This is a genomic window from Halorhabdus sp. SVX81, assembly GCF_029207715.1.
In the GTDB taxonomy this organism is placed as follows: Archaea; Halobacteriota; Halobacteria; order Halobacteriales; family Haloarculaceae; genus Halorhabdus.
The window spans coordinates 2676966-2702844 of record NZ_CP104322.1; the positions used below are offsets into that span (position 1 = coordinate 2676966).

28 protein-coding genes are annotated in these 25879 nt (G+C 63.7%); 11 read left to right on the forward strand and 17 right to left on the reverse strand.

All coding sequences use genetic code 11. From position 1 onward, the window contains the following. Positions 1-37: 37 nt before the first annotated feature. Positions 38-562: a peptide-methionine (S)-S-oxide reductase MsrA gene (gene msrA / locus SVXhr_RS13465; protein ID WP_275737886.1), complete on the reverse strand. Its 525-nt coding sequence runs from the start codon at positions 560-562 to the stop codon at positions 38-40. Positions 563-665: 103 nt separating this feature from the next. Continuing rightward, positions 666-1718 (reverse strand): FAD-dependent oxidoreductase, encoded by a 1053-nt coding sequence (locus SVXhr_RS13470; RefSeq protein ID WP_275737888.1) that lies wholly within the window; start codon positions 1716-1718, stop codon positions 666-668. Between the two features lie 185 nt (positions 1719-1903). Between SVXhr_RS13470 and SVXhr_RS13475 the strand changes: the two genes are divergently transcribed. After that, positions 1904-3082 (forward strand): Ig-like domain-containing protein, encoded by a 1179-nt coding sequence (locus SVXhr_RS13475; protein WP_275737889.1) that lies wholly within the window; start codon positions 1904-1906, stop codon positions 3080-3082. On the opposite strand, the gene SVXhr_RS13480 is transcribed toward SVXhr_RS13475, so the two are convergent. The 6 genes from SVXhr_RS13480 to SVXhr_RS13505 form a co-directional block, all read right to left on the reverse strand. Then, a complete protein-coding gene (locus tag SVXhr_RS13480; RefSeq protein WP_275737891.1) occupies positions 3030-4190 on the reverse strand; it encodes a hypothetical protein in 1161 nt (386 codons plus the stop codon). The genes SVXhr_RS13475 and SVXhr_RS13480 overlap by 53 nt on opposite strands. Positions 4191-4433: 243 nt before the next feature. Continuing rightward, positions 4434-4838, reverse strand: coding sequence for a VOC family protein (locus SVXhr_RS13485; RefSeq protein WP_275737893.1), 405 nt, complete (start codon positions 4836-4838; stop codon positions 4434-4436). 62 nt (positions 4839-4900) lie between these two features. Further along, positions 4901-5581: a DUF1641 domain-containing protein gene (locus SVXhr_RS13490; protein ID WP_275737895.1), complete on the reverse strand. Its 681-nt coding sequence runs from the start codon at positions 5579-5581 to the stop codon at positions 4901-4903. Positions 5582-5591: 10 nt separating this feature from the next. Then, complete coding sequence (locus SVXhr_RS13495; protein ID WP_275737897.1) at positions 5592-6731, reverse strand: FAD/NAD(P)-binding oxidoreductase; 1140 nt, start codon at positions 6729-6731, stop codon at positions 5592-5594. Further along, positions 6728-6967: a sulfurtransferase TusA family protein gene (locus SVXhr_RS13500; protein WP_275737899.1), complete on the reverse strand. Its 240-nt coding sequence runs from the start codon at positions 6965-6967 to the stop codon at positions 6728-6730. Before SVXhr_RS13500 ends, SVXhr_RS13495 begins: the two co-directional genes overlap by 4 nt. 10 nt (positions 6968-6977) lie before the next feature. Then, positions 6978-7379 carry a DsrE/DsrF/DrsH-like family protein gene (locus tag SVXhr_RS13505; protein WP_275737901.1) on the reverse strand — a complete coding sequence of 134 codons (402 nt, stop codon included), beginning with the start codon at positions 7377-7379 and terminating at the stop codon, positions 6978-6980. A gap of 158 nt (positions 7380-7537) precedes the next feature. Here SVXhr_RS13505 and SVXhr_RS13510 point away from each other — a divergent pair, with 158 nt between their 5' ends. Together SVXhr_RS13510 and SVXhr_RS13515 are read left to right on the forward strand one after the other, a co-directional pair. Then, entirely contained in the window at positions 7538-8113 is a 576-nt protein-coding gene (locus SVXhr_RS13510; protein WP_275737903.1) for a magnesium transporter, read from the forward strand. Between the two features lie 44 nt (positions 8114-8157). Next, entirely contained in the window at positions 8158-8676 is a 519-nt protein-coding gene (locus tag SVXhr_RS13515; RefSeq protein ID WP_275740954.1) for a magnesium transporter, read from the forward strand. Positions 8677-8689: 13 nt separating this feature from the next. On the opposite strand, the gene SVXhr_RS13520 is transcribed toward SVXhr_RS13515, so the two are convergent. Next, complete coding sequence (locus tag SVXhr_RS13520; protein WP_275737905.1) at positions 8690-9304, reverse strand: HAD family hydrolase; 615 nt, start codon at positions 9302-9304, stop codon at positions 8690-8692. 423 nt (positions 9305-9727) lie between these two features. Here SVXhr_RS13520 and SVXhr_RS13525 point away from each other — a divergent pair, with 423 nt between their 5' ends. After that, positions 9728-10231, forward strand: coding sequence for a hypothetical protein (locus SVXhr_RS13525; RefSeq protein WP_275737907.1), 504 nt, complete (start codon positions 9728-9730; stop codon positions 10229-10231). 93 nt (positions 10232-10324) lie between these two features. On the opposite strand, the gene SVXhr_RS13530 is transcribed toward SVXhr_RS13525, so the two are convergent. The 5 genes from SVXhr_RS13530 to SVXhr_RS13550 all read right to left on the reverse strand — a co-directional run bounded on the left by SVXhr_RS13530 (position 10325) and on the right by SVXhr_RS13550 (position 14391). Beyond that, positions 10325-10747, reverse strand: coding sequence for an RNA-binding domain-containing protein (locus SVXhr_RS13530; protein ID WP_275737909.1), 423 nt, complete (start codon positions 10745-10747; stop codon positions 10325-10327). After that, a complete protein-coding gene (locus SVXhr_RS13535; protein WP_275737911.1) occupies positions 10744-11340 on the reverse strand; it encodes an AAA family ATPase in 597 nt (198 codons plus the stop codon). Before SVXhr_RS13535 ends, SVXhr_RS13530 begins: the two co-directional genes overlap by 4 nt. A gap of 516 nt (positions 11341-11856) precedes the next feature. Beyond that, a complete protein-coding gene (locus SVXhr_RS13540; protein WP_275737913.1) occupies positions 11857-12090 on the reverse strand; it encodes a hypothetical protein in 234 nt (77 codons plus the stop codon). 83 nt (positions 12091-12173) lie between these two features. Next, positions 12174-12884 carry a DUF47 family protein gene (locus tag SVXhr_RS13545; protein ID WP_275737915.1) on the reverse strand — a complete coding sequence of 237 codons (711 nt, stop codon included), beginning with the start codon at positions 12882-12884 and terminating at the stop codon, positions 12174-12176. Between the two features lie 646 nt (positions 12885-13530). Then, positions 13531-14391 carry a sulfurtransferase gene (locus SVXhr_RS13550; RefSeq protein WP_275737917.1) on the reverse strand — a complete coding sequence of 287 codons (861 nt, stop codon included), beginning with the start codon at positions 14389-14391 and terminating at the stop codon, positions 13531-13533. 264 nt (positions 14392-14655) lie between these two features. On the opposite strand from SVXhr_RS13550, the gene SVXhr_RS13555 reads away from it, so the two are divergent. After that, a complete protein-coding gene (locus tag SVXhr_RS13555) occupies positions 14656-15432 on the forward strand; it encodes a rhodanese-like domain-containing protein (protein WP_275737919.1) in 777 nt (258 codons plus the stop codon). Between the two features lie 22 nt (positions 15433-15454). Here SVXhr_RS13555 and SVXhr_RS13560 read toward each other — a convergent pair whose 3' ends face one another. Further along, entirely contained in the window at positions 15455-16453 is a 999-nt protein-coding gene (locus SVXhr_RS13560) for an AI-2E family transporter (protein ID WP_275737921.1), read from the reverse strand. Positions 16454-16716: 263 nt separating this feature from the next. On the opposite strand from SVXhr_RS13560, the gene SVXhr_RS13565 reads away from it, so the two are divergent. The 6 genes from SVXhr_RS13565 to SVXhr_RS13590 all read left to right on the forward strand — a co-directional run bounded on the left by SVXhr_RS13565 (position 16717) and on the right by SVXhr_RS13590 (position 23581). Beyond that, entirely contained in the window at positions 16717-17289 is a 573-nt protein-coding gene (locus SVXhr_RS13565) for an NAD(P)H-dependent oxidoreductase subunit E (RefSeq protein WP_275737923.1), read from the forward strand. Positions 17290-17291: 2 nt separating this feature from the next. After that, positions 17292-19181 carry an NADH-ubiquinone oxidoreductase-F iron-sulfur binding region domain-containing protein gene (locus tag SVXhr_RS13570; protein ID WP_275737925.1) on the forward strand — a complete coding sequence of 630 codons (1890 nt, stop codon included), beginning with the start codon at positions 17292-17294 and terminating at the stop codon, positions 19179-19181. Between the two features lie 4 nt (positions 19182-19185). Then, on the forward strand, positions 19186-21036 hold the full coding sequence (locus SVXhr_RS13575) for a 2Fe-2S iron-sulfur cluster-binding protein (protein WP_275737927.1): 1851 nt from the start codon (positions 19186-19188) through the stop codon (positions 21034-21036). Next, positions 21033-21608, forward strand: a complete 576-nt coding sequence (locus SVXhr_RS13580) for an NADH:ubiquinone oxidoreductase (RefSeq protein WP_275737929.1) — start codon at positions 21033-21035, stop codon at positions 21606-21608. Before SVXhr_RS13575 ends, SVXhr_RS13580 begins: the two co-directional genes overlap by 4 nt. Positions 21609-21618: 10 nt before the next feature. Then, complete coding sequence (locus SVXhr_RS13585; RefSeq protein ID WP_275737930.1) at positions 21619-23037, forward strand: Ni/Fe hydrogenase subunit alpha; 1419 nt, start codon at positions 21619-21621, stop codon at positions 23035-23037. A gap of 64 nt (positions 23038-23101) precedes the next feature. Beyond that, entirely contained in the window at positions 23102-23581 is a 480-nt protein-coding gene (locus SVXhr_RS13590; RefSeq protein WP_275737932.1) for a hydrogenase maturation protease, read from the forward strand. Positions 23582-23598: 17 nt separating this feature from the next. Here the strand turns inward: SVXhr_RS13590 and SVXhr_RS13595 are convergent, their stop codons facing one another. Continuing rightward, positions 23599-24135, reverse strand: coding sequence for an Rrf2 family transcriptional regulator (locus SVXhr_RS13595; RefSeq protein WP_275737934.1), 537 nt, complete (start codon positions 24133-24135; stop codon positions 23599-23601). A 67-nt stretch (positions 24136-24202) separates the two neighbouring features. Next, entirely contained in the window at positions 24203-25213 is a 1011-nt protein-coding gene (locus SVXhr_RS13600) for an NAD-dependent epimerase/dehydratase family protein (protein ID WP_275737936.1), read from the reverse strand. Positions 25214-25879 lie beyond the last annotated feature (666 nt).

Sequence of the window (25879 nt, forward strand, 5' to 3'; positions counted from 1 at the left end):
CGGTTGATAAATAAAGCTATTGTGAATATGGCAGGCATCAGTCGGCCAGTAATTGTTCGAAGCGTTCACGGACTTTTTCGACCTTCGGCGCGGCGTGCATCTGACAGTAGGCGTCAGTCGGGTTCTTCTCGAAGTAGTCCTGGTGTTTCTCCTCGGCGCGGTAGAACGTCTCCAACTCGGTGAGTTCCGTCACGACCTCGTCGTCGTACTCGGCGTCGAGCGCGTCGATGTAGGCGGCGGCCGTCTCGCGCTGGGTCTCGTCGTGATAGAGGACGATCGAGCGATACTGCGTCCCTACGTCGGGCCCCTGGCGGTTGAGTTGCGTTGGGTCGTGTGTGGCGAAGAACACCTCCAGCAACTCGTCGTAGGCGATCACGTCGGGATCGTATTCGACCTGCACCACCTCGGCGTGGCCGGTGTCGCCCGAACAGACTGCCCGGTAGCTGGGGTTCTCGGCGTGCCCGCCGGCGTACCCGGATGTCACCGAGGCGACTCCGTCGAGTTCCTTCATCGCGGCCTCGGTACACCAGAAACACCCGCCGCCGAACGTCGCAGATTCCATACCACCTGGTAGGGTCGCGACGCGTATCAGGGTGACGAGCGCGGCGAAAGCCGCGGAGACCGAGCGCGGCGAAAGCCGTGGAAAATATCGACTCGGATCGGCTTCAGTCGTCGGTCTCGGCGACGCTTGTTTCGGCGGTCTCGGCCGGTTCGAGGTCATCCAGGTAGTCGTCGGCGTCCAGTGCGGCCTGGCTGCCCATCCCGGCGGCTGTGACGGCCTGCTGGTAGTGGTAGTCGACGACGTCGCCTGCCCCGAAGATGCCGGGGACGTCCGTTTTCGTCTGACCGCCGCCGTGGCCGCCCACGGTCCGGATGTACCCCGTCTCGTCGAGTTCGACGTCGGTGTCCTCCAGATAGCCGGTGTTGGGCGTGTGGCCGATCGCGAGGAAGACCGCGCCGACGTCGTGCTCGAAGTGCTCGACCTCCTCTGCCTGTTCGGAGTCGAGTTTCTCCTTGGGGTGGCCATCGGGATGGCGGATCAACGAGACGCCTTCGATCCCATCTTCGCGGGAGCCGTGGATCTCGGTCGCCTCGGTGTTGCGCATGATCTCGACGTCGCCCGCGTCGACGTGTTCCATGATTCGGTCGACCCAGTAGTCCTCGGCGCGGAACTCCTCGCGACGGTGGGCGATGTAGACCGTGTCCGCGAACTTCGTCAGGAAGGAGGCCTCCTCCATCGCGGCGTCGCCCCCACCGATGACGAGCATGTCCTCGTCGCGGAAGAACGCGCCGTCGCAGGTCGCACACGTCGAGACGCCATAGCCCATCAGATCGCCCTCGCCGGGGATGCCCAGTGTGCGCGCGCTCGCGCCGCTGGCGGCGATGAAGGCGTCACAGGTGTAGACCGTCCCGTCGGCGAGTTCGACTCGAAACGGCCGCGAGGAATCGTCGATCGACTCGACGAATCCCGTCTCGACGTCGGCCCCGAATCGCTTGGCCTGCTCTTTCATGCGGTTGATCAGCTCCGTGCCGTTGATCCCCTCCGGGAACCCGGGGAAGTTCGCAACGTCCGTTGTCAAGGTGAGCTGGCCGCCGGGTTCGTCGCCTTCCAGCACGAGCGGGTCGTTGTTCGCCCGCCCGGCGTAGACCGCGGCTGTCAGCCCGGCGGTGCCCGAGCCGGCGATGATGAGTCGACGGTGTTCGATCTCGTCAGTCATGACCGTTCCTATCGGTGGCGAGCGTTTGTAGCTTGCGTCCCAGGGAAGGCTCGCGGGATCGATCGCTGGCCCGGCCGGCACCCGATCCCCCCGCTCCGATCCGATTTCGGGACGCTGCGATCGTCTAAAATCAACTCGTTTCAGCCGAAATTGATTTGTGAGTGCTCTTTGATTGTTCGATCATTGTGCAACGGGGTGCCTTCATCGCCGTGGCCGTCCTCTGTGTCCTCGGTGGGGCCATTGCGGTCGGTCCGGGCGCAGCCATAAGTTGTTTTCCCGAGCCTGCTGTCGGCATCCACGTCGACGACGGGGGCGGGTGGTGGATTCCCGTGGAGCGATACGACGCCAACGTGACGATCTACCACCTTCCGGATCGGCGATCAGTCGCCGACAGCCATACCGTCTCCGTGCCCGCAAACCACTCGGAGCCGTCAATACTCGGTCTCGAACGCGGGGACGACGATCAGTGGTACGTACTCACGACCGACCGCGTCCACGTGTTCGGAGCGGATTGGGAGCCGACAAATCGCTCGATCGATCTGCCGTCGTCCACTGGAGTACGGAACGGAGAGGGAGGTATTGCTAGAGACGATGCGGGACGATGGTGGGTTGCCCTGGGCGATATCCTCTACCGGTATAGCGACACCTGGGAACGCACGGCGACGCTGCACGTCTCGGCCGACGGCGTGAGTGCGATCGACGGCGACGTCCAGGTTCTCCAGGGAAAGACGGTTGCCCGTATCGAGGATCCGGACGGCGATCCGTCCGTTCGGTCGACCTGGTCGATGGGTAGCGAGCTTTCCGACCCGGCGGCGATCACCCAGCCCGACGGTGGCTGGAACGTGCTCGACTCGGACGGAACGGTCTATCGGTACACACCCTATGGACAGTACACCGGGGCTGCAACCGAATTACCGATCGACGCCGGCGACTGTCGCTGGTCGTTCGCGCTGTTCGGTGTGTTGTATTTCCTGTCGCCAGTCCTCATCGCGATCTGGGTGCTCCTCCCGCTCGCAGTGGTCACATTTTTCCGTCCCGAGCGGTGGCTCGAAGTACTCGGTACGTCCGCGGTCGGTCTCGTGGGCGCGTTGGCCGTCAGCAACTACTGGCTTCCCTGGCCGTTCGCAGTGATCTACTGGCTGCCGGATCTGCTCATCGGGACGCTGGTAGTACTCACAGTGATCTTTCTCGTTACCCGGTTTATCGACGACGCGCGCCTATCGGTGGTGGCTCTCGTCCTCGTCTCGCCGCTCGTCCTCGTCGCGTTTACTACCTCCCCGTTCGCCCTGCTGGTCGGACCGGCGATTGCACTCACGGTATTCCATTTGCTGGACCGCCGCCGAACGCCACCACAAGCAGGATGAACAGCCCCAGGAGCGCGCCGGCGGCGAACTGCTGTCGCGCTCGCTCGTCCAGTGGTCCCAAACTCGTCCGCGAAAGGAGGCTTCGTCCCCATCCCGCGAACGGCAGCGTCGTCACGACGGTTGCGACACCCAGCCCGACCGCGACGATCGTCGCATACCCGACGAGCACCGTCGGCCCCGCCCCTTTCGGCTCGCCGAGGAGTGCCGCCGGAACCAGCGCGAGCCAGGGGACAGCGCCGGCCCCGATCCGGAGTGCCTGCTCGCGGAGCGACGCCATTGTCTCCTCGGCGCTGGCGTCCGTGCCACCGGCAGTCGCCTGGTCGACCGTCATTTCAAGGGCCGTATCGACCACCGACTGGACATCGAAGAACGCCGACACTCGATCGACCGCGACGACGATCACGACCACGACGAGCGCACCCGTCCCAGCTGCGCCCAGTGCCCTGCCGAGGTGTGCGAGCACGGCGAGTGGATCGCCGCCGACCGCGACCGCCAGCCCGGGCGACCAGGAAAAGAGCCCGACGACGGATAGCAATCCCCCGCCGTAGCGGATAAGGAGCCACCCGGCCAGCAGACTCACTGCAAGCCACCCGAACAGCACCCCTTCGAGTACGACGCGCAACGGTGGAGTGACGAGTAGAACGCCGATCATTGCGCCGGTTACCCATCCAAGGGCAGTCACGCGCCAGTCGCTATGCAGGAGTCGCCCTTCGATCGGCGCGGGTCGGTGATCCCGTCGCAGCCGGGCGAGGCTTCGGGCGACCGCATAGACCAGCACGGTGAAGCCGATCCAGTGCGAACTGAACAGGTAGATCGGCGCACTCAGCCTGTAGAGAAACACGAGCACGGAGAATCCAGTGTCGGCGGCGGTAACCGGGACCACGATCGCCGCGTAGACGACGAGCAAGCCGCGGTTCCGGTACGCGATGAGCAGCGCTGCGGGGACCGCCACTGCGAGGTATGCGCCCGTCACGCGGATCGGCGGATAGCTGATCTCGAGAACGTTTTCACCCGCAACTACCCCGAGCAACACCACGACGAGGAGGTAGATCGCCGATTCCCCGACGCGATCGCCCAGTAACTCCGAGAAGACGGCTTCATTCTCCATGGATCCGTTCACCCCCTTCGAGCAGTATCTCGCGTCGCCGGCCGTCCGTGGTCGCCATTTGGACACCCGGTGTCGTCGGACGGAATCGCGGGTCCGCGACCGGATCAGATTCCATGGCGGCCCCGAATCCGTCCATTGTTCTTACTGTTCACCCCTGTTATATTAATCATAGGGGTGAATCCGCAGGATCTATCTCGTCACCAGCAAACCCGCCCCGGTGACGGGCTGCGATCGGTCACACTCTCAGACGAAGCGCTCGAACACTTCGGCACCCGTCGCGACCTCCCAGAGGTGACCATCCGGGTCGGTGAAATACGCCGAGTACCCGCCCCACTCGGTCTCGGCTGGCGGCTTCGTGATCGTCGCCCCGGCCGCCGCCGCTTCGTCGATGAGTGCCTCGACTTCCCCGCGCGTCTCGACGTTGTGTGCCAACGAGACGTCACCGGTGCCGGTCTCCGCGGGATCGAGGTTCGCTCCCGTGGCGTGGTCGTCGCGTGGATACAGCGCGAGCGCAAAGCCGTTCAGTTCGAACGCGACGAACTCGCCCATCCGTTCGAGGACCGGGAATCCCAGTCCGTCGCGGTAGAATTCGACCGACCGGTCGAGGTTCTCGACGCCGAGCGTGATGACCGTCAATCGTGGCTCCATGCCCGCCACTCTCGTGGCGTTGCAGTAAATTTTGCCGTTACCCGCCGGCCGAACCGCGCGAGTCAGGCCTCGGTTCGATCGCGCGTCTGCTGTCCGAGCGCCCGAGCGAGGGCGATCACGACGCCTAGTCCGGCCTGGACGTCCGGGTCCCGGACGGCCTTCACCAGCCCGATCGCGCCGACTCGCTCGGGGTCGTCGCTGCTCGCCTCGCCGAGTGCAGCCAGCACGTCTTCCAGCCCACGGGCGACGTCGTCGTCCGCGGCGGTGTCGGCGACCTCTCCGAGCCGGGAACCGGTCGAGGCCAGGGACATCACCATCTCGTCGTCCATGGCTGCGCTTGCGAGCGAGGCCAACTCGGCCAGTTCCAGCAGATCGTCGAGCGTCCCCGTCCGCTGGAGCTGTGCGACCGTCTCGACGCCCTCGGCGAGGTCGTCGGCATTTTCGCCGACCGCTTCGCCGAGCTGAACGGTTTCGTCGGTCGCCATGCCGTCGGCGGCCATCGCGAGATTGGTGCCCGTGCCGGCCAGCGATTGGACCATCTCGTCGTCCATCGCCGACGTGGCGACGTCGGCGGCGTCCAGCAGGTCGTTGACCAGCCCGAGGCGTTCGAGCAACCGGGCGACTTCTTCGGGATTGTCTGCAACCAGGGATTCGAGATCCGCAGGCTGGTCGGTGCCAGCCTCGGTCGCGTCGTCCGTCCGCTCGGTTGCGCCATCCGTCGGTTCCGATTCGGAATCACTCATGCGAACCACCTCACAGGAGTCCCCTGGCGGTCAGCCAGTAGGACTCGTTGTACCCCAGTTTCGCCCAGTGGACGGGTTTCGAGGGTTCGCGCATCGTCGGCTCGCTACCGTATCCGAACTCGACGAAGGTGGCCTCGTCCATCCCGGTCTCGATGAAGCAGACCGTCTTGCCCTCGTAGACCGAGGTTGGCGTCTCCCCGCGAACCCGGCTGGCGATGCGGTCGGCGACGACGCCCGCCTCGTAGTGGGCGACACTACCGGCCTTGCTCGTCGGGACGTCGGCGACGTCACCGATGGCGTAGACGTCCTCGGCGTGTTCGGCTTCCAGCGTCGCGCGGTCGACCTCGACCCAGGTATCGCCCAGGCCCGCCTCACTCACGAGATCGCTGGCCGTGTGTGGCGGGATGGCGACGAGGAGATCGTAGTCGAGTTCGGTGCCCTCCATCGTCTCTAAGACTCCTTCGTCGGGATCGACCGCCTCGGCGTTGAAGAACGTCTCGAGGGTGATGTCCCGCTCGTCGAGTTTGGGCGTCGCCCAGTCGGCGATGGATTCGAGGCCGTGGGCCCGCTGAATGGGATAGGTGTAGGTTATCTCGACGTCCTCCCGGAGCCCGCGCTTGCGGAGCCAGTCGTCGGCCATGAAGACGAACTCCAGGGGGGCCGCCGGACACATGTGCGGGACGCCGATGACCGACAGCACGAGGTGACCTTCCTCGAACTCGGCGAGTTCGTCCCGCAGGGACTCGGCACCCTCGGGGCCGTAGAAGTGATGCCCGCCTTCCGCGAGACCCGGGACTGCCTCGGGATCGAGGTTCGCGCCTGTAGCGAGCACCAGGTGGTCGTAGGCGAGTGACTCGCCGCCTTCGAGCGCGACGGCCTTGTCGTCGGTGTCGATCTCCGTCACGCGGTCGACGCGCAGATCGACGCGTCGATCGAGGAGATCCGAAAGCGGTCGTTTGGCCTCCTCGACGGTCTTCTTCCCGAAGGGGACGTAGAGGTAGGCGGGTTTGTAGTGCTGGTGCTCGCCGTCGTTGATCACGGTCACGCTGGCGTCGCCGGCGTCGATCGCCGAACCGAGTTTCTCGGCGAGGCGGTTCGCCAGGACGGTGCCGCCGGTGCCGCCACCGACGACGACGATGTCTTCGGTCATGTGGTCTCGATGTAGATGGCCCAGTAGTCGTCTTCCGCTTGTACTTCGAGCAACTCGTGGCCGGCCTCCTCGAGCCACTCGGGTACGTCGTTCTTCGAGCCCTCGTCGCTCGTGAGCAACTCGATCGTCGTCCCTGCTTCGACCTCTTTGACTTTCCCGATCAAGTCCATCAGCGGACCGGGGCAGGCCGCACCGCGGGAATCGATCTCGACGTCGGGGGTTGGTGTGTCACTCATGATAGTCACCTCAGACGAACAGCACCTGTTTGTCGGACGCACGATTCAGGAAGCCGGCGACGCCCAGCGTGTCGTCGAAGATGTCGACGTAATCGTCGAGATCAGTCCCCATGAGATCCATGATCATCTCACAGGCATAGACCTCCAGCGGACCGATCCCCTTGGCGCGCTCGAGTTGTTCGGTGAACAGCGGGACCTCGTCGCCACCGCCTTCGAGCATCGCCTCGCCGGCCGGCCCGGCGACCTGGAAGTCGCCGCTCTCGACGCGGTCTTTCTCGAAGGCCGAAAGGCCGTTCATCGTCACGAACACCTGAACCGGCATGTCAGAGGACGCTGCGATCGAACTGATCATGCTGACCGCCTGTACGCGCTCTAACTCGCCGGATGCAAGCACGACTGCATATCCTGTCATTGGTATCTCACAGGTCATGATTGGGCCGGCGAGTTTATAGTATTTCGCAATCTTTCCAAGATAGTGAGAACGGTGGGTGAGAGACACACAGAGTTGCTCGCTACTGTGGCGCCAATCCACTCGGTCGTTTTTTGAGGTGGCCGACCGTCTGTCCGGCAATGACTGTCCGCGAGGTCGCCGTCAGGGCCTACAGAGAGGGGCTGCCGGCGTTGTCTGCGAGTCTCGTGGGCGGCTTGCTCGCGGGGGTCGTCCTCGGCGGCATGCGGGCGGAACTCACTGCCATCGACGGATTGCTCGTCCTGGTTCCGGCGTTGCTCGCCACCCGGGGGAACGTCTATGGCTCGCTTGGGGCGCGGATCGCGACCGCGCTCCACCAGGGGTTTCTCGAACCGCGATTGGGCGATGCTGACGACCGACTCCTCCGGGCAGTGGCGGCGGCGATCGGAAACGGCCTGCTCGCCAGCGCCTTCGCGGCGGTCGTCGCGACGGCGGCGCTCGCCTGGCTGGCCCGGCCTGCCGCCGGCCTGCCAGTCCTCGTGACTGTCGCCGTCATCTCCGGGTTGCTCTCCGGCATCGCGCTGGCGACGACCGTCGTCGTGGTCGTCTTCGCGGGCTTCCGGCGCGGATATAACCCCGATACGCTGGTCGGCCCGCTGGTCACGACCGCGGGCGACGTCTTCGGGATGGCCGCCCTGCTGATCGCCGCCAGGCTGGTCATCTGGGGGGTGGGCTAACCGTGGCCCGCACGGCCTGGACGGTGCGGGCGATCACGCGGGCGATGTTACCGGTCTTGCTCGTGTTGACCACGATCGAGATCGGTAGCGGACTCGTCCTGGAAACCTTCGAGGCCGATCTGCTGGCCTATCCATCCCTCCTGATTCTCGTGCCCGTCACCATCGGCACGGCGGGCAACCTCGGATCGATCCTCGCCGCGCGACTCTCGACGGCGTTTCACCTCGGGACGCTCTCCTTTGCCGTCGACGACGATCGATTGCTGGGCAACGCCCTCGCCACGGTCGCGCTCGCGCTGACGGTCTTTCCGGTGATCGGCGTCGGTGCCTGGGGACTGGGCGTCCTCACCGGCGGCCCCTCGCTCCCGGTGACGACGGTGCTGGCTGTCGCCGTCACCAGCGGCGCGGTGCTGTCGGTGCTGGCCGTCGCGGTGACCGTCGTGGCGACGTACGTCGCCTACCGGCTGGAACTCGACCCCGACGACGTGGTGATCCCCGTCGTCACGAACGTCTGTGACGTGCTGGGGGTGGTGGTGCTGTTCGTCGTCGTCCAGGTGCTGGTGTAGCTTTCGACATCGCTCAGGCCAGCGCCCGCAATGTCGTCCAGAAGTCCGGCACGTCCTCGCCACGCTCGACACGGACGGGCGTGAACCCGGCCGCGCGGGCACCTTCGATATCGGCGTCGCTGTCCCCGACCATGACGTAGCGCTCGGCCTCGATCGCCTCGCGTGCGCGGTCGAACATCGCCGCGTCGGGCTTGTGCGCGCCGATGTCGTACGAGGCGATGACGGTCTCGAAGTGATCGAGCAAACCGTGATGGTCCAGCTTGGCGCGCTGAAAGTCGGCGACGCCGTCAGTCAACACGCCCAGCGCGTTCGCTTCGCCGAGCGCATCGAGGCTTGCGCGAGCGTCCTCGCTGACCTGCGTGCGCTCACACTCGGCCTCGCGGAGGGCCTCGACCAGCTCGTCCGCTTGGGCGTCGACTTCCGCGTGCTCACAGACGGTCGCCATCCCGGCCCGATAGGGGTCGGCTTCGAGTGCGTCGAAGTGCTCGCCGAACGTCGCGAGGAACCGCTCGCTCGCGGCGGCGGGATCGGGAACGTGCCCGGCCAAGACATCTTCGACGATCGTCTCGTATGGCTCTTCGAACGTGAGCAAGGTGCCGTCCAGATCGAAGTAGATGGCCGTCGACATGCGGCGTCGTACGATGCCACTCACAATCGTTCTTTGCTTCTTCGATCCCCTCCACGACGCGATAGGGACGTCCTGCTGTCCGGATTCAGGTATTCTGAATGGAATCGTCACCATATTGGTAGTGTTCAGATAAGCACTGGCCGCTGGAGTGCAGACACCGAAAGCCCTCGTGCAGTTCCGGTCCCGCGGCTCGTTGCGGTCCTCACTACGTTGCGGTCCTTACTTCGCCGGGGTTCCCGGAACTGCACTCGCCCTTTCATCCGCCAGGAGTCGGACTGTGAGACCGTCCACGTGCCTGGTGGATGAAAGGTCGAGCCCCGCGAGGGCTTTCGGTGCGTTGTCTCCAGTTTGGACTCTTATCTGAACACCATCACCATATTCGACCAAAAAAAAACATGTGACAGCCGATTCAAGACCGACGTAATGAACCGTCGACACGTTCTCGGGAGTCTACCGGCAGTGGGTAGTCTGGCGCTTGCGGGATGTTCGTCGATTCTCGGATCCGGCGACAAGGGAACCGTCTTGGGGAAAATCACAGTTATGAACTCCTCGCGCGTCCCGAACCGGGTTCGCGTCGTCGTGGAACGTGACGGTGAAACACTCGTCACCGAGGACGTCTCTCTAGGTGCGCTCGATTCGGAAGACGACTCAGATTGGACGATGATCGACCCGTCGTGGTCACACACGCAGTCCCAGTACACAGTCCGGGCGGCCCACATCGACGAATCGGGCGATCTCGAAGCCGAGTATCGCGAGTATACGTTCTCCCAGGAGGACTACGCCACCTACTATGAGGACAGACAGGCAGACCCCGGCTGTCTCGGTGCCGAAGTACGGGTCGGAAGTCTGTCGGAGGACCCGAACGCCCGGATCTCGGTCTCGCCGACCAAGGTGGAAAACCCCTGTGGGAACGGCGATTCACGCTGAACGCCCGGTGGCGACGGATCAACTGCACGGGGATAGTTTCAATCGACGACAACTCCCTTGCGAATTCTGCGATAACACTCTCGACCGCGTGCTTCACTCACTCTCGGGATCGATCGGCCGGCCGTCCTGGGTCGGCGGTGCGATGTGGTCGATGAACGACTCCACGTCTGGCTCTGCCACCCGGACGCTGACGTGGATCTCGCCGAGTTCGTCGGGTTCGCCGACCGAGAACGTCACGACGCCCTCGAAAGCGGCCTGTTTCTTCAGGGTGAAGCTGAATCGATCGCCCTGCAGCGTGTCGAAGAACACGCCCCGAGCGGTGTCGAGGATTTCCCGCCGGTGGAGGAGTTCCGAAAAGTGCGCTAGATCGTGGGTCTCAGCGTGGAGTTCGCCGGGTCGCTGCTCGACGTCGGCGTTCGGGAAGACGTTCGTGATCGCGTCGGCGACCCGGTCGGTCACCTCGGTGTCGTAGACCGGGGCCGTGATCTCGACGTCGACGCTGTAGACTTCGCTCATGCGTTTCCCTCCGCGAGTTCGATACGCTCGTCGTCGGCCAGCGCCGACGGGCCGTCGGTCAATAGTGTCTCAATGCGCTCCTGGAAGTCCGCGAGGCTTCCGGTGTTCGTGATCGTGACGTCGGCCATCTCCATCGCCTCGCCCATACCGAAACCAAGTTCGCGCTCGTCGCGGTCTTGCAGGCTCTCGCCGCCGTCCTCGACGCTCGCATCCCGGCCGCGGAGGTCGAGCCGGTTGGCCCGGATTTCGTAGGGCGCTTCGACGCTGACGAGCAGGAACTCCTCGCCGAAGGCCGCCTGGAAGCGTTCGACTTCGACGTCCGACCGGATCCCGTCGACGACGACGTGCTCGCTGTCTTCGAGTCCGTCCTCGATGTGGGGGAGCGACGCCTCGGCGATGGCGGCGGGGCCGTTCTCCGCCCGGAGTGCCTTCGCCACCTCGCCGTGGTGGGTCGCCGGGTCGAGTCCGCGGTCGCGACACGCCCCCCGGATCACGTCGCCCATCGTGACGACCGGCACGTCCAGCTCGCGGGCCACCGCCGCGGCCTCGCTCTTCCCGCTGCCCGGCAGCCCCACGATTCCGAAGACTGTCATTGGGAATGATTGGCCGAGGCCGGCTATAAGAACTATCATCTCCAGCTTCGACGCCAGCGTCGAGTCGACGGTGATCCCGGACACAAATACAATCAAACGAACGTGGGGTTTTCTGAGGAGATAGTCCAGCCTCTATCGAAATTCGTGAATTTCTCGCTGGTCACGACATATTGTGACTGGATACCATGACGTATGTGCATCGGTAACAAACCTACATAAACAATTATTACGGTTCCACTCTCACTGTTGTGTATGGCGACAAGCCAGCAATCCCAGTCGGGGTATCACACCTGTAGCTGTGGTGCGTCCTTCGAGACGACGGAGGACCTTCTCGAACACGGACGAGAAGCACACGGCTTGCACGTATTCTAGGAGTGCTGGCAACCCGCGGTTTTCAGCGAGTTCCCGGTGAGCGAACCGCCGATTCGATGCTCGATTGGGTCTGCAGCTCTCTTCGCAGTCGCAACTGAGTGCGTTCTCACGCGGCTCGACGCCGAGCGCGAGTAGTGTCGGCAGTCACGTCGAGAAGCCGTATTCGTCAGCCGCTTCTTCGCTTTCGTCCTCAGCGTTCTCGACTGCCAACCCAAGGATGTACGGCGTCACGATCGCGTCGAGGACGGCGATCCCGAGGACGACCCACCGGATCGTCCCGTCGAGGAAGAAGATCGCGATGGCCGCGAGTGCGAAAGCACCGGAGAGGCCGATCAGCCTGCGAACGCGTGCATCCGCCAGCGGGTTGTCGTCGGTCATGCGGCTGGCAGTTTTTGTGCATGACTGATAAAAACCGATGGTCGCGGCCGTTCGTGCCGAAAGTCGCCCTCGGTCTCGGTGTGCTATTCCTCGCTCGGATCGACTTCGGTGACCAGCCCCGGCTCGTCGCTCGCGATGACGATAATCTGATCGGTGACGTCCTCCATCGTGTTGGCGAGGTCGTCGAAGAGAATGGCGAGTTCACGGTACATCAGCGCCTCCGCGGTCCCCTCGTCGGCGAAGGCCGTCCGGATGACGTCGTTTTTGATCGAATCGCATCGGCTCTCCATGTCCCGGATCGCCTTGATCTCGTCGTAGAGGGTGTCCGAGCCGCTGGTCGTCCCGAGGCCGTGGACGAAGCGCTCGACGACCTCCTCTAAGGTTTCGGTCATGTCGGCGACGTGTTCGGCCATCTCGCGCAGTCCCTGGTAACACTCCGTGTCAGTCGGCGGCTGCATCATGGCGATCTCGTCGGCGATGCGCTCGGTGACGTTCGCCAGCGAGTCGACCTGCTTGTAGAACTCGATGAGTCCCGACTGGTTGTAGTTGATCCGCGTGTTGAGCAGCCCCATGTCCTCGGGGTCGGAGTTCGTGATCGAACTGATGATCGAGCGGATCATCGTATCGCCCTCGCTCTCCAGTTCGCCGATGCGCTCGACGGTCGCCTCGAAATCCTCACCGGCCTCGTACTCTTCGAGTAACTGTGGGAGCAACCCGAGACAGTCCTTGAGGGTATCGAGGTACGCGTCCGTCTGCGTTTCGAGCTCTTGCCCGAAGTCGGATTTTCCGGCCATGCGAGAGCCCAGGTTCCCCGAATGGAAAGAGTATTCGTTCCACTTCCGGCACGAAGCTGTCCGATACAGTTGTTTTCCCCTCTCTCACGTCAAAAACGGTCGATTTTCGATCGAATATCCACTGGACTCACTGCTCGTAGATGTAGACGGCTTGTTCCTCGGAATGTGTGTCCACGACGATCCATGTCCCGTCCGTCGTCCTAACGTGTCGCTGAATTATCTTGACGCATTCGGACGGTATGAAGTGACCAAAAACGAAGTGTCTCATCTGCTCTACCCTGCTTGATCTCCGAATCACCGGCTGCGTCTTGGATTGGACAATGGCGAATCGACGCAGATACTCCCCGTCCCACTTAGAGGTGGACTCCTTCACTTCGTTGCTCGCGGGCCAAAAGCCCGCTCGCTCCTACCGAGACGCTCCCTGCGGTCGCGTCTCGCGTCAGTCGTCTGCCTTGCCCTGTTCGGCGGGTCACTTCGTTCCCTGCCTCACTTCGAGGCGGAGTTCACTGCGTTCACTCGCGGTTCTCTTCGTTCACCGCTCGTGCATACCGAGACCTCACTTCGTTCGGCCTCGCGTCACTCAGCCTCGCCCTGTTCGGCGGGTCACTTCGTTCCCCGCCTCACTTCGAGGCGGAGTTCACTGCGTTCACTCAGCCTCGCCCTTCTCTATCGGGGCACCAACCAAATTACCCCACTCGGTCCAGGAGCCGTCGTAGTTGATGGCGTCCTCGTAGCCCAGCAGCTCGTGCAGGGCGAACCAGGCGACCGAGGAGCGCTCGCCGATCCGGCAGTAGGCGACCGTCGTGGAGTCGCCGTCGATGCCGTAGTCGCTATAGAGCTCTGCCAGCTCGTCGAAGTCCTTGAACGTGCCGTCGTCGTTCGTGACGGCCGCCCAGGAGATGTTCTGGGCACCCGGGACGTGACCGCCGCGCTGGGCGGTCTCCTGGAGGCCCGGCGGCGCGAGGATGTCGCCGCGGAACTCCTCGGGGCTTCGAACGTCGACCAGCGGCAGGCCACGCTCGATGGCGTTCTCGACGTCCTCGCGATACGCACGGATGGATTCTCGCGGCCCACTTGCGTCGTACTCGACGGCCGAGAAGTCAGGCTCCTCGTCCGTCGTCGGATAGTCGTTCTCGACCCAGTACTCGCGACCGCCGTCGAGCAGCTTCACGTCGTCGTGGCCGTAGTACTTGAACTGCCAGTAGGTGTAGGCGGCAAACCAGTTGGAGTTGTCGCCGTAGAGGACGACCGTCGAGTCCTCGCTGATGCCGTGGGAACCCAGCAGGTCCTCGAAGTCTTCCTTGCTCAGGATGTCCCGAGTCGTCTGATCCTGGAGCTGACTCTCCCAGTTGAACCCGATCGCGCCGGGGGCGTGAGCCTCGTCGTATGCTTCGGTGTCGACGTCTACTTCCACCAGTCGATGCGCCGGATCGTCACTTTCGAATTCCGAAAGGTTGTCCTCGACCCATTCCGCGGAGACGAGAACGTCGTTTGCGTACTCAGTCATGATGCATCCTACCCTACACACGGGACTAATAAAGCTGCTGACGTATCGGCAGGTACGGCCACTCCTCGCCCGTAGTGGCAGGTCTTGCCGTCTGGCGGCAGTACTCGATACGTCGGTCGAACACGAACCCATGCCCGCCCGTCGAACCCGCGCTGGGACGGCTGGGGCGTCCCCCCGACATGCAAATGTTTCCGCTATCTCCGAGCACTGGCAGGTGGGGGTGGCGTCCATACGTTCAAATCACGCGCGAGTGAATGGCCAGTAATGACCGATATCGTCGCCACAGACTGGCTTGCCGATCGACTGTCGGATGTCCGCCTCGTCGACGTCCGGGACGCCTGGGAGTACGAGGGCATCGGCCACTTCCCCGGTGCAGTGTCGATTCCTTTCGGCTCGTTCCGGGCCAGCGAGGGCGACGACGGCATGTTGCCCGGCGAGGACGTCTTCGCCAACCTGCTGTCGGATGCGGGGATCGCACCCGAGGACGACATCGTCGCCTACGACGACACCCACGGCGTCTTCGCCGCGCGGTTTCTCGTGACTGCGGAGCTGTACGGCCACGATCCCGACCGGCTGCATCTGCTCGACGGGGACTTCAGCGCCTGGCAGCGCGACCACCCGACGACCGACGAGGTGCCCGATGTAACTCCTACCGAGTACAAAGTCGATCGACCGGCCGAGTCGACGCTGGTCGGTCGCGAAGCCGTCGCGGCGGCGATCGACACCGACGCGGTGATCGTCGACACGCGGGAACGCTGGGAGTACGAGGAGGGACACATCCCCGGCGCTGTCCAGCTCGACTGGCGGGACCTCGTCGACGACGAGACGCGCGGGATCAAACCACGCGAGGAGATCGAGGCGATCCTCGAACCGAAGGGGATCACGCCCGACAGCCGGATCGTCCTCTACTGCAATACTGCCCGGCGGATCAGCCACACCTACGTCGTTCTCCAGCACCTTGGCTATGGGAACCTTGCCTTCTACGAGGGAAGTTTGACGGAGTGGGAGGCTGCGGGCGAACCGATCGAGACTGTCGAGTAGGTCACTCTCGATCCTGCGGCCGTCAGGCCTCGGCGTCGGGGTGTTGTTCCGATGCCAGCAGTTCCACCGATTCCGCGAGCAGCGCCACCACGACCGGTCCGGCGATGATCCCGATCGCCCCCGTCGAGAGGATCCCGCCGGTGAACCCGATGAAGTAGAGGCTCCCCGGCAGATCGGCGGCGACTTCCGAGAGCCGCGGCCTGATGAGCACGTCCGGCAAACCGGCGACGAACACGAGCCCGACCGTCCCCACGAGGATCGCCCCTGTGACGTTCTCTGCGAGGACTTCGGTGACGACGAGCACGCCGATCAACACGCTCGGCCCGATGATCGGCACGAACTGCAGCACGCCGCTCAGAACGGCGAGCGTGAGCGTCGCGTCGTACCCGAGGACGAAAAACACTGGCAGCGCAATCAGAAACGTCCCCACACCGGTTGCCCCCTGGAGGACGTATAGCCCGAAGAGCGTGTCCTGGAGTCGTTCGTGGAGCGCTTCGACGATATCGTGATACTCGACGGGAACGGTTCGACGGAGTGCCCGTGCGGGCATGGTCGGTTTGAGCAACAGCGCGTACACCAGCAGAACGAACAGGAAGAACTTCAACGCGAGCGCTGGTGCCGCACTCGCCGCGCTGATCGCCACGTCCTCGGCCAGTTGCTGTGCCGTCTGGATCATCGTCGACAGGTCGACCGTATACGTCGTTTCCAGCGCTGTCACGGAGAATTCCTCGGGAAGGTTTTCGATCAGCTCGAAGAAGACGGACCGCCGAACGTATACCGCGTATCCGAGGGGTGTGAGCACGCCCAGGGCCACCACAAAGGCGACAGCCGTACTCAGGCCTGCGGCGACTCGGGGGCCGACCCCCCTGGCCGACAGTCGACGCCGCACCGGATACAGGACGTACGCCACCGTGATGGCAAAAAAGACCGTCCAGAAGACACTCCACAGCGTCAGTACCGCAAGCGTGACTATCGCTCCGAACAGACCCACCAACACGAGAACGCGGCGAGACGGCGGCATGTCCCTCCTTCTCGGGGCACCCGCTTAATCTTTTTTGGGTCCGGACCGTATCCCCCGACCGGTGGCTATGTTTGCCAATATTCTTCAATCCTGGGAGCTGTTCACATAACAAATATCCGTGTGCCCTCTGAATAGCTTCTCTCGTCCAACATCCCGGATGGATCTTGAATCGCGACCAGTCCATCACATTCTACCATATATGTTTTCATGGAGTGAGAATACGGTGCATTCCTTTACAGGATGTACCGGTAAGACTCTCCTATATGGCAACGCTAGAACGCGTCAAGCAATCGTTGCAGTCGGAGGAGTCCGAAATCGGGGCCGATTCGGACATCATTCCGGCCGACGCCGGGGTCGAGGACGTCTGTGACGAGGAGATCGAGACGGTCGAGGAGATACTCACGGACGTTCGCCCGGAGAAACGCGGTGTCATCCCGGCACTCCAACAGGTTCAGGACGAATACGGCTACCTGCCGAAGTTCGCGTTCGAACTGATCGCCCATCACTGCGAGAAGTCACTCGCCGACATTTACAGTACGGCCTCGTTCTACTCGCAGTTCCACCTCGAGCCACGGGGCGACTACAGCATCAGGGTGTGTACCGGCACAGCCTGTCACGTGGCGGGGGCCGATGCGGTGTCCGACGAGTTGCAGGACGAACTCGGCGTCGGCCTCGACGAGGTCACCGACGACGGGAAGTTCACGATCGAGCACGTCCGGTGTGTCGGGGCGTGTGGGCTCGCGCCGGTCGTCACCGTCGACGACGACGTCCACGGACCGATCGAGCCTGACGACGCCGAGACGATCATCGAGGAATACAGCGAGCGAGGTGAGTGATCATGGCTGAAGTACTCCAGCGACCGACCGATATCGACACTGTCGACGGACAGATCCGCGTCGTCGTCTGTCAGGGAACCGGGTGTATGTCCTCTGGCTCCGACGAAGTGTACGAGGCACTCCGGGCGGAGATCGACGCGCTCGCCGGGGCCGACAACGTCGCTCTTTCCTGGAGCGAGGGCGATATCGATCACGAGGAACTCGGTGTCGAACCGAAGAAGAGTGGCTGTCACGGGTTCTGTGAGCTCGGCCCGCTCGTCCGGATCGACCCGATGAACGTCCTCTACACGCAGGTCGACGTCGACGACGTCGAAGAGATCGTCGAGAAGACGATCCGGAACGGCGAGGTCATCGAGGACCTCTGTTTCGAGGACGAGACCGGCAAACGCCAGTCCCGGACCGACGACATCCCGTTCTATTCCGAGCAGCGCCGTCTGGCGTTGGGCAACTGTGGGCGCATCGACCCCGAGAGCGTCGAGGAGTACGAGGCCACCGGCGGCTACGAGGCGATGCAGACGGTCCTCACCGAGATGGACCCCGAAGACGTCTACGCGGAAGTTCAGGACGCCGGCCTCCGTGGTCGTGGTGGCGGCGGGTTCCCGGCGGGCAACAAGTGGATGTTTGCCCACCAGGAAGACGCCAGCGAGAAATACGTCATCGCCAACTGTGACGAGGGCGACCCCGGGGCGTTCATGGACCGGTGTCTGGTCGAGGGCGATCCCCACCGCGTCATCGAGGGCATGGTTATCGCCGGCTACGCCACCGGTGCCAACGACGGGATCATCTACCTCCGCGCGGAGTACCCGCTTGCGGTCGAGCGCATCCAGCAGGCCATCGAGGACGCCTACGAGGAAGGCTACCTCGGGACGAACATCATGGGCACCGGCTTCGACTTCGACTTCGAGGTCGAGAAGGGAGCCGGCGCGTTCGTCTGTGGCGAGGAGACGGCGCTGATGGCCTCCATCGAGGGCGGGGCCGGCCGGCCGTCCCCGCGTCCACCCTACCCCGCCCAGTCCGGACTCGAGGACAAGCCCACGACGATCAACAACGTCGAGACCCTGGCTAACGTCCCGCTGATCATCACCAACGGTGCCGAGTGGTTCAAACAGTACGGTAGCGAGGACAGCCCCGGTACCAAGACCTTCGCGGTCTCCGGGGACTGCTCGGCGACGGGGCTGATGGAGATCCCGATGGGACTGACCCTCCAGGAGATCCTCGACGTCGCCGGCGGTATCGAGGGCGACAAGGAGTTCAAGGCGGTACAGATCGGGGGGCCCTCCGGCGGGTGTCTCGCGGAGAAACACCTGGACATGCCGGTCACCTTCGACTCCCTCCAGGAGGTCGGCGCGATGCTGGGCTCGGGTGGTCTCGTAGTGATGGACGACGAGACCTGTATGGTCGACGTCGCGCGCTTTTTCCTCGATTTCACCCAGGACGAGTCCTGTGGCAAGTGTCCGCCCTGCCGGATCGGGACCCACAAGATGTTGCGCATTCTCGAGCGCATCACCAACGGCGAGGGCGAACCCGGCGACATCGATCGCTTAGAGGAACTCGGCGAGACGATCGCCGAGAGTTCCCTGTGTGGGCTGGGCCAGACGGCGCCCAACCCGGTGTTGAGCACGCTCGAACACTTCCGGGACGAGTACGAGGCCCACATCTACGACGACGAGTGTCCCGCCGGCGAGTGCGAGATCGGCGGCGGGGATCACGCGGGCACGTACAAGATCGCCGCCCAGGAGTGTGTCGGCTGTGGACAGTGTGTCGACGTCTGTCCGGTCGACGCCATCTCCGGGGAGACCGGCGAGGCACACACGATCGATCCGGAAACCTGCGTCGGCTGTGGACAGTGTGTCGAGGCGTGTCCGACCGACGCCATCGACATGAGGACGTGATAGCATGAGCAAGGCAACCCAGAGTGAGGCCGAGACGGGCGTCACTCTCGAAATCGACGGCCGGGAGGTACAGGCACGCGATGGACAGACGATTCTGGAGGCGGCCCGGGAGGCCGGTATCGACATTCCGACACTGTGTGAGCACGCGAACCTCTCGAACGTTGGGGCCTGCCGGATGTGCCTCGTCGAGGTCGACGGCGAGCGCAACGAGACCGCGTGTACGACCGCCGTCCAGGACGGCATGGACATCTCCGTCGACACCGACGAGCTATGGAACCACCGGCGAACGATGCTGGAGATGATGTTCGCCGACCAGAACCACTACTGCATGTACTGCGAGATGGAGGGCGACTGCGAACTCGAGGACATGTTCAACCGCGCCGGCCTCGACAGCAGTCGCGTTCCCCTGGAGTACCCCGATATCGAGCCGGACACCTCCAACGAGTACGTCACGATGGATCTGGATCGGTGCATCGGATGTGGACGGTGTATCCGGACCTGTGACGAGATCGTCGGCAACGGGACGCTGAACTTCGGCAACCGGGGCCGGGAGACGACGATCGTCGCCGACGACGACGTCCCGCTTGGCGAGTCAAGTTGTATCTCCTGTGGGTCATGCGTCCAGGCGTGTCCGACCGGCGCGCTGTACAGCCCACTCAGCGCCTACAAGGGCCGGGAACGGGACTGCGAGGTCGAGACGACGACCTGCAGCGAGTGCTCGGTCGGCTGTGAGCTCGAGGTCTTCACTAACTCCGGGCGGATCGTCAAGATCGAGGGCAACGAGGACGGCCCGGCCGGGGGGCAGCTGTGTGAGATGGGGCGCTTTGAGTTGCTCGCCGACGGCCGCGAGCGGATCACCGAGCCGCGGGTTGACGGCGAGACGGTCGACCTCGCGGACGCGATCGACCGTGCCAGGACGGCCCTGACCGAGGCCAACGGCGTCAACGCGTTCGCCTCCGATCGCCTGCCGCGTGAGACCCTGGAGGCGCTGTCCGAGACGCTTTCCGAATACGACGCCAGCGTGGAGATTCCGGGGGCCGAACGCGCCGCACTCGAATCGGACGTCCTCGCGGCCCTCGAAGCGGAACTCGACGTCGAGACGGCCGATCTCCTCGTCGACTCGCTGCACGACATCGAGGACAGCGACACGTTGGTCGTCTACGACACGGGGATCGTCGAAACCCATCCGGTCGTCGCTTCCTACGTCCGCCGGGCGGCCAACGGCGAGACGACGCTGGTTACGATCGACGACGGGACGGATCGCCTCGAACGGTTCGCGGATCACTCGATCGAACTCGATGCCCCGACCGCGACGGTCACCGAGCAGGTGACCGATGTCTTCGAGGCGGGGACCGAGGCGCTTGCGGACGCGGCTATCGAGGATGTCGTCGACGTGTCCCTGGAACTGTCCGGGGATGCGACGTTTGTCCTCGGGCCGGATGTCGACGACGCCGAGACGATGGTCGACGTCTTCGGACTCGCGGCGACCAGCGACAACGATGTCCTCAGCCTCGGGCCGGGGCGTAACCGCGCGGTCGCGGACGTCCCGACTGACGACCTCGAAGCCGACGCCGAGGTCGCGTACCTGTTGGCCGCCGACGACCGTGGCGAGGATCTTGACCGTCAGATCGAACTCGCCCGGGGGGCCGAGACGGTGATCGTCCAGGCCACTCGTGAGTCGGCGCTGACGGAGATTGCCGATATCGTCCTTCCCGCGCTGGACTGGTTCGAGCGTGAGGGGACGACCGTCGACGCCGACGACGACCAGCGCGCGGTCGAGCGCGTTCTCGACCCGCGGGGGGAGATCGATTCCGACCGTGAGATCATCGCGGAACTACAGGAGGTGGCCGCATGAGCGCACAGACTGACGCGGAAGCCCAGGACAACGACCGGACGACCGTCGCGACGGTGTGTCTCGGCGGCTGTTCGGGCTGTCACATGGAGTTTCTGAACATCGACCACGGTCTCGTGGATCTGGTCGAGGACGTCGACATCGTCGCCAGCCACATGATCGTCGACGAGAAAGGCGTCCCGGAGGCCGACATCGGCATCGCCGAGGGCGTCGTGACCAACGAGGAGAACGTCGAGGTCGCCGAGGAACTCCGGGAACACTGTGACACCGTCGTCGCCTGGGGGGACTGTGCGGCACTCCGTGGCATCATGTCCCTGCGAAACTATCAGGATCGCGACGAGATGCTCGAAGAGACCTTCATGGGCGAGGCCGACGACGAGAGCGAGGTGCCCTTCGGAGATGACGAAGGCATTCCGAAACTCCTCGAAGACGCCCGACCGTTGGACGAGTACATCGACGTGGACGTCTACGTCCCCGGGTGTCCGCCCGACGCTGACGTCATGAAAGAGAGCCTCGAAGCACTGGCACGTGGGGAAACCCCCGAGATCGAAGGCGACAAACTGCAGTACGACTAACGAGGAAAACATGAGCAAGAAGGAAGTAATCGATCCGGTCACGCGCGTCGAGGGGCACGGCAAGATCACCATCCACCTCGACGACGAGGGGAGCGTCGAGGACGCACAGTTCCACGTCACGGAGTTCCGTGGCTTCGAGGAGTTCGTCGAGGGCCGTCCCATCTGGGAGATGCCCGAGATCACGGCCCGCATCTGTGGCATCTGCCCGGTCAGCCACCAACTGGCCGCGGCGAAGGCCGCCGACGACGTCATGGATGCCGACGTCCCCGAGAGCGCCCACAAGCTTCGGGAGTTGCTCCACATGGGGCAGGTACTCCAGAGTCACGCCCTGAGTTTCTTCTACCTCTCCAGTCCGGACCTGGTGCTTGGCTACGACGCCGACCCCGCCGAGCGTAACATCGAGGGCGTGTTGAACGAGAATCCACAGCTGGCCGAACGCGGGATCGACCTGCGGAGCTTCGGCCAGAACGTCATCGCCGCGCTGGGCGAGAAGAAGGTCCACCCCGACTTCGCGGTGGCTGGGGGCGTTTCGAACACGCTCGACCGCGAAGACGGCGAGGAATTGCTCGAAGAGAGCCAGCCCCTCCCCGAATACCTTCGGGAGACGATCGACCTCCTGAAAGGGATCTTCGAGGACATGGACGACGACACGCTGGATTATGCCACCTACCCGACGGGCTATATGGGCCTCGTGACTGAGGAGGGTGGCCTCGAACACTACGACGGCGACATCCGGCTCGTCGACGAGGGTGGTGACCAACTCGAAGAGATCGACGACGGCGCGTACCGGGACATCATCGCCGAGCGCTCCAAGGAGTGGAGCTACCTCAAGTTCCCCTACTACAAGGAGCGCGGGTTCGAGGACGGCCAGTACCGCGTCGGGCCGCTGGCTCGCCTGAACGCCGTCGACGACATCGCGACCCCGCAGGCCCGCGAGGAGTGGGTCGAGTTCATGGACGCGGCCGAGGGGGCCGTCCACGAACGCTCGACGTACTACCACTGGGCGCGGCTCATCGAGATGCTCTATTGCGTCGAGCGCATCCAGGAGCTCCTCGAAGACGATGATGTCTACGAGGGCGCGACGAACGTCCCGACCAAGCCCAAAGCGGGCACGGGCGTCGGCGTCATCGAGGCTCCACGGGGGACGCTCATCCACGAGTTCACGATCGACGACGGCGGGATCGTCGAGGACGCCAACTTCATCGTCGCCACCACGCACAACAACGGGGCGATGAACCGCGGCGTGCTCTCGGCCGCCGAGAAGTTTGTCGAGGGCCCCGAAATCCCGGAGGACATTCTCAACAAGATGGAGAGCGTCATCCGATGTTACGACCCGTGTCTGTCGTGTTCGACCCACGCCATCGGCGAAATGCCTCTGGAACTCGAACTCGAACAGGGAGGCGAGACGGTCGCCTCGACGAGTCGCTGAGAACGGCGGACACGACACCACGACACCGTCCCACGACACGACACCACAACACCGCATCCCCATCATGAACGCACTCTTACTCGGCCTGGGCAACGATATCAAGCGCGACGACGTGGTCGGTCTGGACGTCACGGAAGCGCTCGGTGAGCGATTCGGCGACCGGCTGGACGTCGAGACCTACACCTCCGGCCGGCTCATGCTCATCCAGGAACTCAGCGGGTACGACCGGGTGTTCCTCGTCGACGCGATCAAGACTGACGGCGGAACTCCCGGCGATTACTACGAGTTCTCCCCGAGCGAGGTCGAGCCGGGCGATGACTCGGGTGGGCTGGCAACCCACAACGTCGGGCTGGGGACACTCCAGACGCTCGGCGAGGCGATGGGGCAATCCATGCCCGAGATCACGATCTTCGCGATCGAGGTCGAGAACCCATTCGAGTACGGCGAGGGGATGACCGACGCCGTGAGCGAGGCTGTGCCGGCGCTCGTCGACGAAATCGGTGACGACATCGAGAAAGCGCTCGCGGCAACCGCGACGGCCTGACTGTTCCGGCGACCCTCTTATAGCCCCTCGTCGACGAACGGTGCTTCCATCTTGCCGATTTCGAGGATCACCTCGTCACCGGTGCCGAGTATCTCGATCACCTCGCCGACCACGACGAGGTCGAACTCGGGCGTCGGGCCGACGGCGAGGGCGTCGCCGATCTCGATCTCCTCGAGAATACTCTGGAAGTGCACCCGGGCACGACAGTCGGTCGGGTGGTGGACGTTCGTGAGCGTGACCTCGTCGACAGTGACGTCGACGCGCTCGTAGTTCTGGGCGACGACGACCTTCTCGCCGTCGGCCTCCTGGTCGCGCTCGAGCGCCTGGAAGGCCATCTCGGTTGGCTTGTATCCGCCACGTGGCCCCGGGACGCTATCCACGAGTCCGAGCGCTGACAGCTTCCGCATCTGATTTTTGACCGACCCTTCCGTTCGGTTTACCTTCTCGGCTATCCGGGCACTTTTGACCGGCGACTCGGACTCCGAATACTCGTTGACCAGGGTCGTCAACGCGCTCTGGTGTGGCGGGGACAGATCGAGCGTGTTCGAATCCATCAGTGATGAGTAATAATGATAGACAGCTATTTATAGGGTTCGACATGCGACATTCTGGCGCTGTCTTTCACTCGAAGTTGGCGAGGAAGTCCTCAGCCGACGCCCGCCATGCCTCGACAAGTTCGTCCTCGAAGGCGTCGCCCTCCCCGACCTCGATCCCGTCGTGGTCGTCGAGCCATTCGACGGTCCGTTCGACGCCCTCCTCAAAGGAAACCGTGTACTCGAAGTCCAGATCGCGTTTGGCCTTGCTGTTGTCGAAGACGGTGCTGTACTGGAAGTGATCCCGGAGCATCTCCGTGCGGTCGGGCGCAACCTCCCGGAGGACGTCAGTCGGGATGTGGACGAGGTCGGGTTCCGGTGCGTCGAGCGCGGCCGCGACCCGGCGGTGATACTGGTTCCAGGTGATGACTTCCTCGCTGGTGACGTGATAGGTCTCTCCGTAGGCCGTCTCGTTGCCGACGGCGTTGACGTACGCCGCGGCGACGTCGTCGCGGTGACACGAGCCCCACAGCGAGGTGCCGTCGCCGTGGACGACGATGGGTTTGCCCTGGCGGATGCGCTCAAGATAGTAGGTGTCACCGCCGAAGGTGTGGAAGATGGCCCCGCCCTCGCCGTAGGTACTCCACGGGCGGATGATCGTCACGTCGAAGGCTCCTTCGGCCTCTGCCTCCCGGAAGCGATCTTCGGCGGCGGCCTTGCCCTCGGCGTAGTCGCTGACCGGCGGCTCGCGGGCCGCGTCTTCGGTGACCGGATTGCGCTCGGGCGGCCGGTGATAGACGTCGACCGTACTGGTGAAGATGAACTGCTCGATCTCCCCGGAGAAGGCCCGGATATCGCTCTCGGCGTCCTCGCTCCCGAAACACATCATGTCGATGACGACGTCGACCTCGACGTCCGCGACTGTGGATTCGAACGCATCGTGATCGAAGCGATCACCGTGGATCTCTGCGACTGCATCGGGGATGTCGATGTCAGTCTCTCCGCGGTTGAAGATCGTCACGCCGTGGCCTGCCTCGACGAGCTGTCGCGTGATGCCGGTCGAGATGACGCCAGTACCGCCGATAATCAGTACGTCCATAACTCGGGTCCGGGCGGGAGCTACATGACGGTTTGGCCTCGGTTGGTCGTAGCGTTTAGTTTAGCAGGAATGGAATGTGAGAGCCAGAAAGCCCCGAGTGGCTCCGGTCGAAGGTAGCGAGGGACCGCCGGTCCCTCGGACAGTCGGACGGCGACGCCGTCCGACGACCTCGCTGTCTCCGGAAATCGAAGATTTTCGGGCGACCAGAAGACTGCGTCTTCTGGTAAAATGAAAGGGCGAGCCACGCGTGGCGGCTGCGAGGCGGTTGCACCGCCTCGAATGGAGACGGCGACGCCGTCTCCCTGCCGCCACGGTTTGAGGAGGTCGGCGTCGCCGACCTCCCTTTTCGGGAACCCCGACGAAGTAAGCACTGCAGGCCGCAACGCGGCCGAAGAGCGTGGTCCGAAAGAGCGTAGCTCTTTCGTCATCTCGGAAATCTTTGATTTCCGGCGACAGCGAGGCGCGGGATCGAAACTGGCGAGGGCTTTCAGGGCAGTCTCACTCTGGTTAGATCCTTATTTGAACACTACCCACCGCACCGGGCGCGAGCGTCGGAATACCACCAGTTTCCGAGCCTGGCTGTTGTACGTATGTCACAAGGATACGCAGGACCCTGTCACCAAGAGTAGCTATTTTGAGGGCGTCCTAACGGTGTTACGCCTATAT

Bases quoted from the DNA above. Each gene is read 5' to 3' on its own strand.
- SVXhr_RS13520 (WP_275737905.1), bottom strand. From the start codon at position 9,304: ATGTCGACGGCCATCTACTTCGATCTGGACGGCACCTTGCTCACGTTC.
- SVXhr_RS13495 (WP_275737897.1), bottom strand. From the start codon at position 6,731: ATGACCGAAGACATCGTCGTCGTCGGTGGCGGCACCGGCGGCACCGTC.
- SVXhr_RS13525 (WP_275737907.1), top strand. From the start codon at position 9,728: ATGAACCGTCGACACGTTCTCGGGAGTCTACCGGCAGTGGGTAGTCTG.
- SVXhr_RS13595 (WP_275737934.1), bottom strand. From the start codon at position 24,135: ATGGATTCGAACACGCTCGATCTGTCCCCGCCACACCAGAGCGCGTTG.
- SVXhr_RS13560 (WP_275737921.1), bottom strand. From the start codon at position 16,453: ATGCCGCCGTCTCGCCGCGTTCTCGTGTTGGTGGGTCTGTTCGGAGCG.
- SVXhr_RS13535 (WP_275737911.1), bottom strand. From the start codon at position 11,340: ATGACAGTCTTCGGAATCGTGGGGCTGCCGGGCAGCGGGAAGAGCGAG.
- SVXhr_RS13555 (WP_275737919.1), top strand. From the start codon at position 14,656: ATGACCGATATCGTCGCCACAGACTGGCTTGCCGATCGACTGTCGGAT.
- SVXhr_RS13570 (WP_275737925.1), top strand. From the start codon at position 17,292: ATGGCTGAAGTACTCCAGCGACCGACCGATATCGACACTGTCGACGGA.
- SVXhr_RS13600 (WP_275737936.1), bottom strand. From the start codon at position 25,213: ATGGACGTACTGATTATCGGCGGTACTGGCGTCATCTCGACCGGCATC.
- SVXhr_RS13565 (WP_275737923.1), top strand. From the start codon at position 16,717: ATGGCAACGCTAGAACGCGTCAAGCAATCGTTGCAGTCGGAGGAGTCC.
- SVXhr_RS13545 (WP_275737915.1), bottom strand. From the start codon at position 12,884: ATGGCCGGAAAATCCGACTTCGGGCAAGAGCTCGAAACGCAGACGGAC.
- SVXhr_RS13580 (WP_275737929.1), top strand. From the start codon at position 21,033: ATGAGCGCACAGACTGACGCGGAAGCCCAGGACAACGACCGGACGACC.
- SVXhr_RS13540 (WP_275737913.1), bottom strand. From the start codon at position 12,090: ATGACCGACGACAACCCGCTGGCGGATGCACGCGTTCGCAGGCTGATC.
- SVXhr_RS13470 (WP_275737888.1), bottom strand. From the start codon at position 1,718: ATGACTGACGAGATCGAACACCGTCGACTCATCATCGCCGGCTCGGGC.
- SVXhr_RS13575 (WP_275737927.1), top strand. From the start codon at position 19,186: ATGAGCAAGGCAACCCAGAGTGAGGCCGAGACGGGCGTCACTCTCGAA.
- SVXhr_RS13590 (WP_275737932.1), top strand. From the start codon at position 23,102: ATGAACGCACTCTTACTCGGCCTGGGCAACGATATCAAGCGCGACGAC.
- SVXhr_RS13480 (WP_275737891.1), bottom strand. From the start codon at position 4,190: ATGGAGAATGAAGCCGTCTTCTCGGAGTTACTGGGCGATCGCGTCGGG.
- SVXhr_RS13585 (WP_275737930.1), top strand. From the start codon at position 21,619: ATGAGCAAGAAGGAAGTAATCGATCCGGTCACGCGCGTCGAGGGGCAC.
- SVXhr_RS13500 (WP_275737899.1), bottom strand. From the start codon at position 6,967: ATGAGTGACACACCAACCCCCGACGTCGAGATCGATTCCCGCGGTGCG.
- SVXhr_RS13510 (WP_275737903.1), top strand. From the start codon at position 7,538: ATGACTGTCCGCGAGGTCGCCGTCAGGGCCTACAGAGAGGGGCTGCCG.
- SVXhr_RS13530 (WP_275737909.1), bottom strand. From the start codon at position 10,747: ATGAGCGAAGTCTACAGCGTCGACGTCGAGATCACGGCCCCGGTCTAC.
- SVXhr_RS13485 (WP_275737893.1), bottom strand. From the start codon at position 4,838: ATGGAGCCACGATTGACGGTCATCACGCTCGGCGTCGAGAACCTCGAC.
- SVXhr_RS13515 (WP_275740954.1), top strand. From the start codon at position 8,158: ATGTTACCGGTCTTGCTCGTGTTGACCACGATCGAGATCGGTAGCGGA.
- SVXhr_RS13550 (WP_275737917.1), bottom strand. From the start codon at position 14,391: ATGACTGAGTACGCAAACGACGTTCTCGTCTCCGCGGAATGGGTCGAG.
- SVXhr_RS13490 (WP_275737895.1), bottom strand. From the start codon at position 5,581: ATGAGTGATTCCGAATCGGAACCGACGGATGGCGCAACCGAGCGGACG.
- SVXhr_RS13505 (WP_275737901.1), bottom strand. From the start codon at position 7,379: ATGACAGGATATGCAGTCGTGCTTGCATCCGGCGAGTTAGAGCGCGTA.
- msrA (WP_275737886.1), bottom strand. From the start codon at position 562: ATGGAATCTGCGACGTTCGGCGGCGGGTGTTTCTGGTGTACCGAGGCC.